We start from the raw sequence: 14,365 nt of genomic DNA, 5'->3' as shown, positions 1-14,365 counted from the left end.
TCGCGGGTGGGGAAGGATGCCGCCATGTCCCGGCCCGAGTCCCGCACCGCACCCGTCACGCCCTACCCCGTCCCGCACGACCGGACCGCCCGGCGTCTCGAGTGGCCCTTCCTCCCGGTCAACCTCCGGGCCTACATCGAGGGCAAGTGCGGCTCACCCGTCGTCACCGCGACCTCGCAGACCAGCGGCTTCACCCCGGGCTTCGCCTCCGTGCTCGTCTGCGAGGACGGCTCGCGCCACTTCGTGAAGGCCGCCTCGGTCAAGGCGCAGCGGATGTTCGCCGACTCCTACCGCGAGGAGGCGCGCAAGCTCGCCGCGCTGCCGACCGGCGTCCCCGCGCCCCGCCTGCTCTGGCACCTCGACGACGACTGGGTCGTCCTCGGCATCGAGCACGTCGCCGCCCGGGCGCCGCACCGGCCTTGGCGCGCGGGCGACCTCGACGCGCTCCTCGACTCCCTCGAGGTCGTCGCCGACGTGCTGACCCCGGCTCCCGCCGGTCTCGCCCTCGACACGGCCGAGGCCGACTTCGCCCCGCTGCTGGACGGCTGGGAGTCGATCCACCGCACCCGCACCGACCTGGACCCGGCCCACCTCGCCGAGGCTGAGGCACTGGCACGGCGCTACGCCGAGGTGGTCGGCGGTGACACGCTCGTCCACACCGACGTGCGCTCCGACAACGTCCTCATCGACGCCGACGGCCGCGCGCTCCTGTGCGACTGGAACTGGCCCGTGCGCGGCGCGGCGTGGTTCGACTCGGTCGCCGCGCTCATCGGTCCGCGCGGCGAGGGCATCGACGTCGAAGCCGTGATCGCCGAGCGACGGCTCCTGCGCGACCTGGACGCGGAGACCGTCGACATCAACCTCGCCCTCTACGTCGGCTACTTCTTCGCCCAGTGCGAGCTGCCGGTCCCGCCGACCTCACCCCACATCCGTGACCACCAGCGCTGGCAGGGCGCGGTGTGCTGGGACTGGCTGTCCGAGCGCCGGGGCTGGGCGTGAGCGCACCCCGCGCGGTCGGCGTACGCCTGCCGTACGCCGCCGTGCCCGCCGCTGTGCGGGCATGGGTCGAGCAGGAGCTGGGCTCCCCCGTCGTCGGCACGGCAGAGCAGGTCGGCGGCATGTCGCCGGGCTGCGCGACGCGGCTGACCTGCGCCGATGGGACCCGCGCCTTCGTCAAGGCGGTCGGGTCCGAGCTCAACCCCGACACCCCCGGGCTGTTCCGCCGCGAGGTCGCGGTGCTCGAGCACCTCGGCGAGCACCCGCTGTGGGCGCCCCTGCGAGCGTCGTACGACGACGGCGCCTGGGTGGCGCTGCTGATCGAGGACGTCGAGGGGCGCCACCCCGACTTCGCCGACGACGCGGAGCTGCGAGCGGTCCTCGACGGGACCGACCGGCTCTCCGAGGTCCTGCAGGAGCGGAAGGTCCCGCAGTCGGTGGACCTGGCGGACATCGGCGAGCGGTTCCGGATCTGGGCGGACACGCTCGCGACCCTGGCCGACGCACCGGCCGCGACACCGGTGCCCGACTGGCTGCGCACCGACCCGCACGGCTGGGCGGACGTCCTGCGGGAGCAGGCGGCGCGACCGATGCGGCACCTCACCCACTGGGACATCCGGATCGACAACATGCTGCGCCGCCCGGGCGGCGACATCGTCTTCCTCGACTGGGGGATGGCGGCCCGCGGTCCTGCGTGGGCCGACCCGCTGCTCGCCCGGCTCGAGCGGATGGACGAGCCGTGGTTCGACACCTCGCTCGCCACCTCCCCCGCCCTGGCCCAGGCAGGCGACGAAGCCGTCACCGCGTTCCTCGCGGGCATGGGGGCCCACCTGGCCGTACGCTCCGGGGTGGCCGTCGACGTCAACCTGCCGACGCTCAACGATTTCCGGATCCGGGAGTCGCGGCGCATGCTGGAGGCCGTCGCTCGTCGCACCGGCCGCTGGAGCGGTCCGCGGCGCACGACGGATTTGGGCGCGCACGAGGCCTGACGGTAGAGTTTCTCCCTGCGTGTCCGGCGCCCGCCCCTGACCGGGGTTGCCAGGCAGCCGACAGCACCAGACTTCCATTCCAGACCAGTTCGAGCATCCGAGGATCCACACGTGGCGAACATCAAGTCCCAGATCAAGCGCAACAAGCAGAACGAGAAGGCGCGCCAGCGCAACCAGGCCGTGAAGTCGCGCCTGAAGACCGCTGTGCGCAAGTTCCGCGAGCTGTCCGAGGCTGGCGACAAGGACGCCGCCGTGGCTGCCAGCCGCGACGCCATGAAGGCCCTCGACAAGGCCGCCTCGAAGGGTGTCATCCACTCCAACCAGGCCGCCAACCGCAAGTCGTCGATCGCCAAGAAGGCCGCCTCGCTCTGAGTCGTCCCCCCACCGCAAGCACCCGCCCCCGTGGCGGGTGCTTCGCATTTCGGGCCGGTTGCGGCCCTCAGCGGCTCTCGCGCAGCCCGGCCACGGTGAGGACCAGCCGCTCGAGCGTGTAGGACGCGTCGTGGGCCTGGCCCTTGATGTCGGCGTCGGCGACCGCGACGGCGCGCACGGCCGCGGCGATCCCCTCCGGCGTCCAGGCGCGCGACTGCTCGCGCACGGTCCGCACCTTCCACGGCGGCACGCCGAGGTCGCGGGCGAGGTCGGCGTCGCGCGCCCCGCGGGAGGCTCCGAGGTAGCGAGCCAGGCCGCGGGCCGAGGCCGCCATCGCGGACGTCACGAGCACCCCGGCCGTGCCGGTGTCGAGCGCCCACCGCAGCTCCTCGAGCGCCAGCGCGCGCTTGCCGGAGAAGGCGGCGTCGGCGACGGTGAAGGACTTGGCCTCCGCGCGGCCGCCGAAGTAGCGCTGGACCTTCTCGACCGTGAGCTGCTCGCCGGGGTAGTCGTTGGTGAGCTGGTCGGCAGCAGCCGCCAGTGAGCGCAGGTCGTGGCCGATGGCCTGCACGAGGAAGGTCGCGGCGTCCGAGGCGATCTTCGCGCCGTGCGAGGCGACCTCGGAGGTCACGAAGCCGGGCATCTCGCTGGCCTTGATCTCCTCGGACTTCACCTCGGTCACGGCTGCGAGCTTGCGCAGCTTGGTGAGCACGCCGCTGCCCTTCTGCCCGCCGGAGTGCACCAGCACGAGCGCGACGTCGTCGGCCGGGGCGTCGCAGTAGGACAGGAGGCCGTCGACGGACTCGTCGGGCAGGTCCTCCAGACCGCGGACGACCACGCAGCGGATCGAGGAGAAGAGCGACGGCGCGGACATCTCGCCCAGCGAGGCCAGGGTGAGCTCGGAGGCCGCCGACTCGGCGAGCTCGGCCTCTGCGTCGTGGGCCCGGACGGCCTCGCGGACCGAGCCGACCGTGCGCGCGGAGAGGTATTCCTCCTTGCCCGTCACGAGGACGACGCGGCCGAGGACCTGAGCGGCGGAGGGAGTGCGAGCCATGGTGGGGCCAGCCTAGTCGCGGGTGACGACACCGACCTCGCCCCGCCGCACGACCACCACGACGTCGCCCGCCAGGTCCGTGCGCCACACCTCCGCGCCCGCCGCGTCCAGGGCGGCGAGGACGTCGGTCGCCGGGTGCCCGTAGTCGTTGTCCTCCCCCACTGACACCAGCGCCACCCTTGCCCGCAGCGAGGTCAGCCAGTCGAGGTCCTGGTGCCGGCTGCCGTGGTGGGGCACCTTGAGGACGTCGACCTCCAGGCCCGCCACGTCGCGCGCCAGCGCGGCCTGCGCCGACGGCTCGACGTCGCCGGTCAGCAGGACCCGCAGGCCGCCGACCTCGGCCAGGACCACGACGCTGGCGTTGTTGGGGGCGCTCTCGCTGGGGTCCGTGCGTCTGGCCCCCGGGGGCGGCCAGACGGCCTGCAGGGTGACCTCGCCGAACCTGCGCGTGCCGCCGTATGCCGCCACGTCCGGGTCGCGCCCCGCCGCCGTCTCCACCGCCTCCACCCCGGCGACCGGGTCGAGCAGCCCGGTGCCCTCGACCACCCCGACCTCGCGCCCCTCGAGGACTCCCGCCACCCCGTCGACGTGGTCGGCGTGGAAGTGGGTGAGCAGCAGCAGCGGCACCTCCTCGACCTCGAGCCGGTCGAGGCACGCGTCCATCAAGGCCGGGTCAGGACCCGCGTCGACCACCACGGCCGCGCGCTCCCCCGCCCGCAGCACCAGGCCGTCGCCCTGTCCCACGTCGCAGGCGGCCAGCACCCACCCCTCGGGCGGCCAGCCCGGCGTCGGGGGCCGGACGAGCATCACCACGACGAGCAGCCCGGTGCACGCCAGCGTGGACGCGGGGTTGCCGAGCAGCCTCGGCGCCACCGGCACGGACACCAGGCACGCGAGGGTCAGGGCGAGGAGCGCTGCCGGTCCGGTGCCCCAGTCGATCGCGGCGGTCGGGACCGCCGCGCCCCAGCGGGCGACCGTGATGATCCATCCCGCCGACCACGCAGCGGGCGCGCCGACCACGGCCCCCAGCGGCCCCCAGACCAGCCCGAGCAGCCCGCCGCCGAGGCCGAGGACAGTGGCCGGGGCGACGGCCGGGGCGGCCAGCAGGTTGGCGCCGACCGCGACGAGGCTGACCTGGCCGGACAACGCCGCGACGACGGGGGTGCACGCCACCTGCGCGGCCAGCGGCACCGAGACGGCCTCGGCCACCCACCGCGGTGTCCAGCGGCGCAGGGCGTCGCGCCACACCGGCGCGAGCAGCAGGATCCCGGCCGTGGCGAGCACGGAGAGCGCGAAGCCGGCCGTCACCGCCAGCCGCGGCCAGAGCAGGAGGAGGGCGAGCACGGCCACCCCGAGCCCGCGCGTCCCGCGTGAGCGGCCGTTGCTGCCCATCCCGACGAGCGCGACCGTCCCCATCGCCGCGGCGCGTACGACGCTGGGCTCGGCGCGCGCGGTCAGCACGAAGCCGGCGATGCCGACGGCGGCCAGCACGTGCAGCCATCGACCGCGCACACCGAGCCAGCGGCCCAGGATGAGCAGGGCGCCGACGACGAGCGTGAGGTTGGTGCCGCTCACCGCCAGCAGGTGCGTGAGCCCGGTGGTGCGGAAGTCGTCGGCGAGGTCCGGGTCGAGGCCGCCGTCGTCACCCACCACCAGGGCCGGCACCAGCTCGCGCGCGTCGGCGTCCCGGCCGGCGACCGCGGCGCGCACGGAGCGGCGTACGGCTGCCGCGGCGTCCCACCACACGTCGGGGTCGGCGACCACGCGGGGCTCCCCCGTCGGGCGCACCAGCGCTGCCTCCTCGCCGTCGCCGGGCACCAGCCGGGCGGTGGTCTCCAGGGTCGTGCCGAGCGGCAGGCGCGGCCAGTCCGCGCCCGCCATCACCACCACCGGCGCAGTCAGCGCCCAGGCACTGCCCCGGCCCTCGACCCGCGACACCGTGGCCCGCACCACCTGGAGGTCGCCGTAGCGTCCCGCCACGACACGTACGTCGGAGGTGAGCTCGAGCCGCACGTCGACGACCGCCGACTCCTCGGCGAGCGCGGTGAGCGGTGAGGTCGCGACCAGCGTGAGCTGGAGGGTGGCCACGCCCGCGACCGCCGCCAGTGCGGCCACCGGCCCCAGCCAGGCTGCCGCGAGGGTGCGCCGAGCGACGAGCAGCACCGCGGCGGCGACGACCGTCACCACGGCCCCCAGGGCGACCCACCCCGGCAGCAGCAGCACGAGGAGCGCCCCCACCCACGCGCCGACACCGAGCGCGACCGCGCGCAGGTCGGGCACGGGTCAGAGGGTGACGAGCGGCGCGAGGTCCTCGAGGGTCGCCTCCCCGATGCCGTCCACCTCGAGCAGCTCCTCGACCGAGGTGAACCCGCCGTTGTCCTCGCGCCACGACACGATCGCCTCGGCCGTCACCGGCCCCACCCCGGGCAGCGTGTCGAGCGCCGCGAGGTCGGCGGAGTTGAGGTTGACCAGCGACCCGCCGGCCGGGGCGGGGGACGTCAGGGTGCCGGCCACCCCCGGCGCCGGCGCCACTCCCACCAGCACCTGCTCGCCGTCGACGAGGGGGCGGGCGAGGTTGAGCCCGGTGAGGTCGACCCCGCGCCGGGCTCCCCCGGCCGCCTCCAGAGCATCGACGACCCTGGACCCCACCGGCAGCACCGCGATGCCCGGCCGGCGGACCTTGCCGGCCACGTCGACCACCACCTCCACCACCTCCCCCGCCTCCCCCGCCCCGTCCCCGGTCGCCTCGGAACCGGCGGCCGCACCTGCGTCGGCCCCAGCGGCGTCGGGGCTCAGCGACGTCAGCGGCGCCGGCGCAGTGGTATCGACCCGCACCGGGACCGCCTCGGCCTGGTCCCGCACGACCCACCAGGCGGCCAGCCCGACCGCCACCGCCGCGACCACGGCCACCACCGCGAGGTGCACCGGACCGAGCTGCAGCCCGCCGATCCGCACCCGTCGCGACGCGTGGCGCCCCGGGACCGCCAGCGTCACGGGCGCCGCGACCGGCGCCACCACGGGTCCGACGTCGCCACTGCGGTCGCGCACCCGGGTGTGGGGCCAGGGCTCACCGGACGCAGGCTCCCCCGCGCGCGGCTCCCCACGGACCGCCGCGAGCTCGGCACTGAGCGAGGCGAGCCGCCGCGACACCGCCTCGGCGTGCTCGGCGGACGACTGGTTTCGGCGCATGCCTCCACGCTAGGAAGGCCGACACCCCTGCCGACAGGGGTGCGGGACGATCTGTGGACAGCCGTCAGGAGGTCGGGCGCGGCGAGACGCAGACGGCGACCATGCCGGGACCGACGTGGGCGCCGAGCACCGCGCCGAGCTCACCGCACATCACCTCGCGCCCCTCCAGGCCGGCGGCCAACCGCTCGGTGAGCGCAGCGGCCAGCTCCTCGGCACGGTCGGCGTTGGCGAGGTGGGAGACGCAGACGTCCACCGCCGCGTCACCCGCCGCCTCCACCGCGAGGTCCGCGAGCCGGGCGAGGGCACGCGACGCCGTACGCACCCGCTCGCGCGGCACGACCCTGCCGTCCGCGATCTCGAGCAGGGGTTTCACCGACAGGGCGCTGCCGAAGATCGCGGCCGCGGCCCCGATCCGGCCCCCGCGGCGCAGGTACTCCAGGGTGTCGACGTAGAAGAGCGAGGTCGCGGCGCGACCGCGCGCCCGCGCCGCCTCGGCCGCCGCCTCGCCGCTGCCGCCGGCGTCGCGCACGTCGGCGGCGGTGAGCGCGGCGTAGCCGGTGGCGATCCCGACCTGCCCGGAGTCCACCACGTGCACCGGCACGTCGACCTCGAGGGCGGCGAGCTGGGCGGACTCGAAGGTGCCGCTCATCTCGCGCGAGAGGTGCACCGAGACGATCTCGTCCGCGCCGGCGGCCGCGAGGTCGCGGTAGAGCTCGGCGAGGAGCGCGGGTGAGGGCCTCGAGGTGCTGACCGGCACGAAGTCGCGCAACGCCTCCGCGACCACGTCCGGCGTCGCGCCGTCGGGTCCCTCGTCGAGCACCCGGGCACCGATCACGACCTGCAGCGGCACGACCCGGATGTCGCGCTCGAGCGCCACCTCGGCGGGCAGGCTCGCGGTCGAGTCGGTGACGATGACGGTGCCGGACACACCCCGAAGGCTAGTGGCTGGCACCACCCGGCAGCGCGGCCCGTCCGCCTTGCCGCGGCTTGGCGGCCTCCGCTTGGATGTCCAGATGCCCGACAGGCTCGACAGCTTCGCCGATGCGCTCCGGCTGGCCATCGACGCGCGCGGGCTGAGCCTCGAGCGGATCACCGACCACCTCGCCGGGCGCGGGGTCAGCGTCAGCGCCGCCACCCTCAGCTACTGGCAGTCCGGGCGCAGCGTCCCCGGCCGCAAGTCCTCGCTGGCTGCCCTCCCGCACCTCGAGACGGTGCTCGGGCTGTGCCCGGGCGACCTGACCCGGTCTCTGCCCGACACCCGCGAGCGCGCCCCGCGCCACGCCGTACGAGGTCTCGAGACGCTGTGGCCCGAGCAGCCGCACGCCGCGGTGCTGGGTCGCCTGGACACCAGCTGGGACACCCACCTGGCGCGGGTGTCGGTCCACGACGTGCTCCGCATCGGCCCGGACCGCCGCCAGGTCAGCCTGACGGTGCGCCAGGCGATGCGCGCCCGCGTCGACGGCCCCGACCGCCGGGTGGTGATGCACGCGCAGGACGACACCGACGTGGCGCTCCCCCGGATCCGGCCGGTGCGCGGCTGCTCGCTCGGCGCCGTCGAGCACGACCGCAGCGGCGGCGTGGTGGGCGCGGAGCTGCTCTTCTTCCGCCCACTGCGACGCGGCGAGACGGTGATCGTGACGTACGACGTCGTGTCCGCCTCGCCCGGCCCGCAGGAGTGCGAGTACACCCGGCGCCTGCGCCTGCCGATGCGCGAGTACCTCCTCGAGGTCGAGTTCGACCCCCGCGCGCTGCCCGCCGGCGTGGTGTCCTTCGCGGACGGCCTCGAGCAGTCGATCACGCTCGACGACGACCACCGCGCGCACCTGGTGCACTCCGACACGGCGCCGGGCACGACGGGCATCCGCTGGAGCTGGCCGGACGCCTGACCCGCGCCCGGCGGGGTCCGGCCGGGGACTGAGTTAAGTGTTAAGGAACGGTCAAGCCTTGTCGCGGGGCCGCTCGCCCGGTCAGGGTCTGCTCGTCCATCTTTCTCGGGAAGGAACCCTTTGATGAACCCTGTCCACCCCCGCCTGGCCACCGGCCTCGCGGTCACCCTGGCCGGCGCCACCCTCGCGCTGACGCCCACCACCTCCCAGGCCGCCACCCACGCAGCCGGGGAGAAGCCGCAGGAGGCTCCTGCGGCGTCCGTCGCCGACGACGGCAAGGCGCCGGTGATCGGCACGTCGGCCGACGACCGCTACATCGTCGTGCTCGACAAGGAGGCCCCGGGCAAGAGCCTGCGCGCCGCCAAGGCCGAGGTGCGCGCGGACGGCGCCACCGTCACCCACAGCTACAGCACGGTGCTCGACGGCTTCGCCGCCAAGCTCAACGACAAGGCCCTGGCTGCGCTGCGCAACAACCCCAACGTCGCCTACATCGAGGCCGACCGTCCGGTGCAGCTCGCCGCGACCCAGTCGCCGGCGACCTGGGGCCTGGACCGCATCGACCAGCGCGACCTGCCGCTGAACAACTCCTACACCTACAACGCCACCGGCGCGGGCGTGACGGCGTACGTCATCGACACCGGCATCCTCACCACCCACACCCAGTTCGGCGGCCGTGCGGTCTCCGGCTACACCGCGATCAACGACGGCCGCGGCACCACCGACTGCAACGGCCACGGCACGCACGTCGCCGGCACCGTCGGCGGCTCGACCTACGGCGTGGCCAAGGGCGTACGCCTCGTGGCCGTCCGCGTCCTCGACTGCGCCGGCAGCGGCTCCAACTCCGGTGTCATCGCCGGCGTCGACTGGGTCACGCAGAACCACACCGCCGGCTCGCCCGCGGTCGCCAACATGAGCCTCGGCGGCGGGATCTCGAGCGCGCTCGACACCGCCGTGAACAACTCGATCGCCGACGGCGTGACCTACGCGCTGGCCGCGGGCAACGACTCCGGCGCGAACGCGTGCAACGGCTCGCCCTCCCGCGTGGCGGCCGGCCTCACCATCGGCTCCACCACCAACACCGACGCGCGCTCGAGCTTCAGCAACATCGGCTCCTGCCTCGACATGTTCGCCCCGGGGTCCAACATCACCTCCGCGTGGCACACCGGCACCTCGGCGACCAACACCATCAGCGGCACGTCGATGGCCACCCCGCACGTCGCGGGGGCGGCCGCGCTCTACCTCCAGGGCAACCCGTCGGCCTCGCCGGCCACCGTCGGCAACGCGCTGATCTCGGCCTCGACGCCCAACAAGGTCACCAACGCCGGCACCGGCTCGCCGAACCGCCTGCTCTACATCGGCACCGGCGGCACCACGCCGACCCCGACCCCGACGCCGACCACGTGCAGCACCATGCCGGAGACCGAGTCCGGCTCGCTCACCTCCGGTGGCGTGTCCTACCACCCCGGCACGAACGACTACTACAACTCCGGCGCCGGCACCCACGTCGGCTGCGTCTCGGGCCCGGCGGGCACCGACTTCGACCTCTACCTCGAGAAGTGGAACGGCTCCACCTGGGTGGTCGTCGCGCAGGGCGTGACCAGCACCTCCGAGGAGAAGATCACCTACACCGGCACCGCGGGCTACTACTCGTGGCGCGTGGAGTCCTACTCCGGCTCGGGCAGCTACACGTTCGGCCTCGACCGTCCGTGACGCTCCCCTGAGGGACTGAACCACAGAACGACGAACGGCCCCGCGGCGCATGCCGCGGGGCCGTTCGTCGTCGTGTCAGATGACGATGTTGACGAGCTTCGGCGCGCGGACGATGACCTTGCGCACCGTCGCCCCCTCGAGCGCCCGCTGCACGCCGGCGTCGGCCAGCGCCGCGGCCTCGAGGTCGGCCTCGGAGATGTCCGGGGCGACCTCCAGGCGGGCGCGGACCTTGCCCTTGACCTGCACGACCGCGGTGACGGCGTCCTCGACCAGCAGCGCCTCGTCAACCTCGGGCCAGCCGACGCGTACGACGGTGGGCTCGTGGCCCAGCCGCTCCCACATCTCCTCGGCCGTGTAGGGCGCGACCAGCGAGAGCAGGATCGCCACCGCCTCGGTCGCCTCGCGCACGGCCGGGTCGGCCGGGCCGCAGCCGGAGTCGATGGCCTTGCGGGTGGCGTTGACCAGCTCCATCACCTTGGCGACCATCACGTTGAAGCGGTAGGCCTCGACCAGCGTGGCCGCGTCGTGCACGGTCCGCGCCGTCGCACGCCGCAGCGCCAGGTCGCCGGTCGTGACGTCGGTCCCGGGGGCCGAGGTGACGTCGCCGGACAGCCGCCAGGCGCGCTGCAGGAAGCGCAGCGACCCGTCGGGCGACATGTTGGCCCAGTCGATGTCGTCCTCGGGCGGTCCGGCGAACACCAGCGTCAGGCGTACGGCGTCGACGCCGAAGGCGGTCAGCTGCTCGCCCAGGTTCACGCCGTTGCCCAGCGACTTGCTCATCTTCTTGCCCTGGTTGATCACGAAGCCCTGGTTGAGCTGGGCCGACCACGGCTCGCGAAAGCCGACCAGGCCCATGTCGTTGAGGACCTTGGTGAAGAATCGGCCGTAGAGCAGGTGCAGCACGGCGTGCTCGACTCCGCCGACGTAGAGGTTGGCCGGCATCCAGGCGTTGACCTTGTCGGGGTCGAACGGCCGGTCGTCCTCGTGGGGCGAGCAGTAGCGGAACATGTACCACGACGAGTCGACGAAGGTGTCCATCGTGTCGGTGTCGCGGGTGGCCGGGCCGCCGCAGGTCGGGCAGGCGACGTTGACCCAGTCGGTGGCCCCGCCCAACGGCGAGGTGCCCTTGGGCTTCAGGTCGGCGCCCTTGAGCATCGGCAGCGTGACGGGCAGCTGGTCCTCGGGGACCGGGACCTCGCCGTCGACCGGGCAGTGGATGATCGGGATCGGCGCGCCCCAGTAGCGCTGGCGGCTCAGCAGCCAGTCGCGCAGGCGGAAGTTGACCGCCCCGGACCCGCGTCCGTCGGCCTCGAGCTTCTCGATGATGGTGCGGATGCCCGACGCCTTGTCGTGCAGCCCGTCCAGCTCGCCCGAGTTGACGTAGGCACCGTCGCCCGAGGTCGCGACCCCGGTCTCCTCCGGGTTGTCCTCACCTGTGTCGATGACGCGCCGCACGGGCAGGCCCATGGCGCTCGCGAAGTCGAGGTCGCGCTGGTCATGTGCCGGCACCGCCATGATCGCGCCGGTGCCGTAGTCGGCCAGGACGTAGTCGCTGGCCCACACCGGCACCTCCTCACCCGAGACGGGGTTGGTGGCGGTGATGCCCAGGTCGACGCCGGTCTTCGGGCGGTCGGTGGCCAGCCGGTCGATGTCGGAGGCCTTGCGCACCTCGACCAGGTAGTCCTCCAGCGCCTGCGCGCGGTCGGGGTGCACGATCTCCGCGGCCAGCGCGGCATCGGCCGCGACCACCATGAACGTCGCGCCGTACAGCGTGTCCGGTCGGGTGGTGTAGACGTCGATGTCGTGCCCGGTCGACAGGGTGAAGGTGACGTGGGCACCCTCGGAGCGACCGATCCAGTTGCGCTGCGCGGTGACCACCCGGTCGGGCCAGGTGCCCTCCAGCTCGTCGAGACCGTCCAGCAGCTCCTGGGCGTAGTCGGTGATCTTGAAGTACCACTGGGTCAGCTCCTTCTTGGTCACCTCCGCCCCGCAGCGCTCGCAGGCGCCCGCGACGACCTGCTCGTTGGCCAGCACGGTCTGGTCCTGCGGGCACCAGTTGACGGCGCTGTTCTTGCGGTAGGCCAGGCCGCGCTTGAAGAACTCCAGGAACAGCCACTGCGTCCACCGGTAGTAGTCCGGGTCGGAGGTGTTGAAGGTGCGCGACCAGTCGAAGGAGGCGGCGTACTTCTTGCACGACTCGATCGACTTGGCGATGTTGGCGCGCGTGTAGGTGTCGGGGTGCTCGTCGTTGCGGATCGCCGCGTTCTCCGCGGGCAGCCCGAAGGAGTCGAAGCCCATCGGGTTCAGCACCTCGTAGCCGCGCTGCCACCAGTAGCGCGCCATCACGTCGTGCAGCGCGAACACCTCGGCGTGGCCCATGTGCAGGTCGCCACTGGGGTAGGGGAACATCGTCAGCGCGTAGCGCTTCTCGCGCGGGCTCTCGTCGTCGGCCCGGAAGGGGTCGAGCTCCTCCCACACCCGCTGCCACTTCGTCTCGGTGGCCGCGATGTCGTACGTCGCGCGCTCGGCCGTCTCCTGCGGAGCTGCGGTGTCTCCCGTGTCCTGGCTGGTCATGGCGTGTCCTCTTGTGGCGTGCTGCGGGGTGTTGGCATGAAAAAACCCCTCACATGGAGGGGTGGCCGCGTATCCGTCCTGGTGGGACGTGATCAGCGCGGCTGAGGAAGAAGGAGGTACTGGTGCACACCCGCATCATACTCGCTCCCATGGCCGCTGACCTGAGCAGGTACGACGACGTGCTGGACCTCCTCACCCCGCTCCCCCGCCGGGTGCCCGAGCTGCGGGTGGTCGTGGTCAACGGCTCGGCGGTCACCGGTGGCTGGGACGCCCACTCCGACCTCGACGTCGAGGCCTGGTGCGACGGCGACGCCGCGACGACGTACGCCGCCGTGCTGACGCTGCTGCGCAGCGAGCTCGACGTCGACCACGTGTGGGAGCTGCCGGAGACGACCTGGCCGACCGGCCGGCAGTGCTTCGTGCACCTGCAGCCCGACGCGGGCGACCTCAGCCGTCCCACGCGGCTGGTCGACCTCGTGGTCCAGGCCCTGCCCGAGCGGCTGACCACGGACACGCGGCGCCACGGCGTGCCGCTGGTGCTCCACGATCCGGACGGTCTGCTGCTGCTCGAGGACGACGACGAGGCCGGGCTCGCCGCCCAGCGCAGGAAGGCGGTCACGCAGACCGCGGCACGCCGGCAGACCGGCGCCTGGCTGGTCGAGCGGGCGATCGCGCGAAGCGACCTCGCCGAGGCCACCTCGCTGCACCTGCGCTTCGCCGTGGAGCCGCTGGTGCGGCTGCTGCGCATCGAGCACTGCCCGGCGCGCCACGACTTCGGGCTGCGCTACCTGCGGACGGACCTGCCTGCCGGCATGGCCGAGCAGGTGGAGGCGCTGCTGCCCGGGCCGGACCTCGCGGTCCGGGCCCGGGCGGCCTTCGCATGGCAGGACGAGGTCCTGCGGCGGCTCAGCTGACGGTGCTCACTTCACGAAGGCCGGGGTGAGCGGCGGGTTCCACCATTCGCCGTTGTAGGCCTTCACCGCACCGATCACGTGCAGGACGCCGGCGACTACGAGCGGCACCAGGAAGATCGGGAGCAGGACCAGGAAGCCGATGCCCAGCGTGAGGACCCCGAGGACCACGTAGACGACGGTGGCGACGACGAGCCAGATGAACATCGAGATCTGGATGTTGATCGAGTTGGCGGCGTGCGCTCGCACGAACGGTCCGCGGTCCTTGTGGATCACGTAGACGGCGATCGAGGCGATGAAGCCCAGGAAGCCGGCCGAGCAGATCATCGCGACGACGGCTCCGGCGTGGCTGATCGCCCCCCACGTGCGCTCGTCCTGCGGCGACATCGTGGCCGGCGGCGTGCGGTAGGCCTGCTGCGGCGGCTGCTGGCCGTAGCCGGTGGGCTGGCCGTAGCCGTCCGGCTGGCCCGGGACCTGCGGGTCGTGGGGCTGCTGGGGGTACTGCGGGTACTGGTCTGACATCTCACTCACTCCTCGGGGCGGGGTGCCCTGCCTCTGGGACAAGCCAAGCACGTCCGACTCCCGGATTCACCCCGTCCCGGGGTCGAGTCAGGGTGTGTTCAGGGTGGGGTGCGGGTGGGCCGGGCGAAGCGACCGCCCAACAACTGTTTGACAGTCACCCGC

The 14,365-nt window shown here is 73.4% G+C and carries 12 protein-coding genes; 6 read left to right on the top strand and 6 right to left on the bottom strand.

Annotated elements, in window-relative coordinates:
- Positions 1 to 24 precede the first annotated feature (24 nt).
- The 3 genes from CFI00_RS08135 to rpsT all read left to right on the top strand — a co-directional run bounded on the left by CFI00_RS08135 (position 25) and on the right by rpsT (position 2,357).
- Positions 25 to 999 (top strand): phosphotransferase, encoded by a 975-nt coding sequence (locus tag CFI00_RS08135; RefSeq protein ID WP_207084692.1) that lies wholly within the window; start codon positions 25 to 27, stop codon positions 997 to 999.
- Positions 996 to 1,985: a phosphotransferase gene (locus tag CFI00_RS08130; protein WP_207084691.1), complete on the top strand. Its 990-nt coding sequence runs from the start codon at positions 996 to 998 to the stop codon at positions 1,983 to 1,985. Before CFI00_RS08135 ends, CFI00_RS08130 begins: the two co-directional genes overlap by 4 nt.
- Before the next feature lie 111 nt (positions 1,986 to 2,096).
- Positions 2,097 to 2,357 (top strand): 30S ribosomal protein S20, encoded by a 261-nt coding sequence (gene rpsT / locus CFI00_RS08125; protein WP_207084690.1) that lies wholly within the window; start codon positions 2,097 to 2,099, stop codon positions 2,355 to 2,357.
- Between the two features lie 67 nt (positions 2,358 to 2,424).
- Here rpsT and holA read toward each other — a convergent pair whose 3' ends face one another.
- From holA to CFI00_RS08105, 4 genes are all read right to left on the bottom strand, one after another.
- Entirely contained in the window at positions 2,425 to 3,411 is a 987-nt protein-coding gene (gene holA / locus CFI00_RS08120) for a DNA polymerase III subunit delta (RefSeq protein WP_207084689.1), read from the bottom strand.
- A gap of 12 nt (positions 3,412 to 3,423) precedes the next feature.
- Complete coding sequence (locus CFI00_RS08115; RefSeq protein WP_207084688.1) at positions 3,424 to 5,691, bottom strand: ComEC/Rec2 family competence protein; 2,268 nt, start codon at positions 5,689 to 5,691, stop codon at positions 3,424 to 3,426.
- A 3-nt stretch (positions 5,692 to 5,694) separates the two neighbouring features.
- The gene (locus CFI00_RS23845; RefSeq protein WP_207084687.1) at positions 5,695 to 6,600 is read right to left on the bottom strand and encodes a ComEA family DNA-binding protein; all 906 of its coding nucleotides are present in this window, start codon (positions 6,598 to 6,600) and stop codon (positions 5,695 to 5,697) included.
- Positions 6,601 to 6,664: 64 nt separating this feature from the next.
- Positions 6,665 to 7,528: a DegV family protein gene (locus CFI00_RS08105; RefSeq protein ID WP_242532741.1), complete on the bottom strand. Its 864-nt coding sequence runs from the start codon at positions 7,526 to 7,528 to the stop codon at positions 6,665 to 6,667.
- A gap of 85 nt (positions 7,529 to 7,613) precedes the next feature.
- Here CFI00_RS08105 and CFI00_RS08100 point away from each other — a divergent pair, with 85 nt between their 5' ends.
- Together CFI00_RS08100 and CFI00_RS08095 are read left to right on the top strand one after the other, a co-directional pair.
- A complete protein-coding gene (locus CFI00_RS08100; protein WP_207084685.1) occupies positions 7,614 to 8,486 on the top strand; it encodes an XRE family transcriptional regulator in 873 nt (290 codons plus the stop codon).
- 123 nt (positions 8,487 to 8,609) lie between these two features.
- Positions 8,610 to 10,196 carry a S8 family peptidase gene (locus CFI00_RS08095; RefSeq protein ID WP_207084684.1) on the top strand — a complete coding sequence of 529 codons (1,587 nt, stop codon included), beginning with the start codon at positions 8,610 to 8,612 and terminating at the stop codon, positions 10,194 to 10,196.
- A gap of 75 nt (positions 10,197 to 10,271) precedes the next feature.
- Here CFI00_RS08095 and leuS read toward each other — a convergent pair whose 3' ends face one another.
- Positions 10,272 to 12,770 carry a leucine--tRNA ligase gene (gene leuS / locus CFI00_RS08090; protein WP_207084683.1) on the bottom strand — a complete coding sequence of 833 codons (2,499 nt, stop codon included), beginning with the start codon at positions 12,768 to 12,770 and terminating at the stop codon, positions 10,272 to 10,274.
- A 149-nt stretch (positions 12,771 to 12,919) separates the two neighbouring features.
- Between leuS and CFI00_RS08085 the strand changes: the two genes are divergently transcribed.
- Positions 12,920 to 13,684 carry a hypothetical protein gene (locus tag CFI00_RS08085; RefSeq protein WP_207084682.1) on the top strand — a complete coding sequence of 255 codons (765 nt, stop codon included), beginning with the start codon at positions 12,920 to 12,922 and terminating at the stop codon, positions 13,682 to 13,684.
- 6 nt (positions 13,685 to 13,690) lie between these two features.
- Here CFI00_RS08085 and CFI00_RS08080 read toward each other — a convergent pair whose 3' ends face one another.
- A complete protein-coding gene (locus tag CFI00_RS08080) occupies positions 13,691 to 14,203 on the bottom strand; it encodes a DUF4870 domain-containing protein (protein WP_207084681.1) in 513 nt (170 codons plus the stop codon).
- Positions 14,204 to 14,365 lie beyond the last annotated feature (162 nt).

Source organism: Nocardioides sp. S5, assembly GCF_017310035.1.
In the GTDB taxonomy this organism is placed as follows: Bacteria; Actinomycetota; Actinomycetes; order Propionibacteriales; family Nocardioidaceae; genus Nocardioides.
The sequence above is the reverse complement of the archived record's forward strand: the minus strand, read 5'-3'. Positions and strand labels throughout refer to the sequence as shown.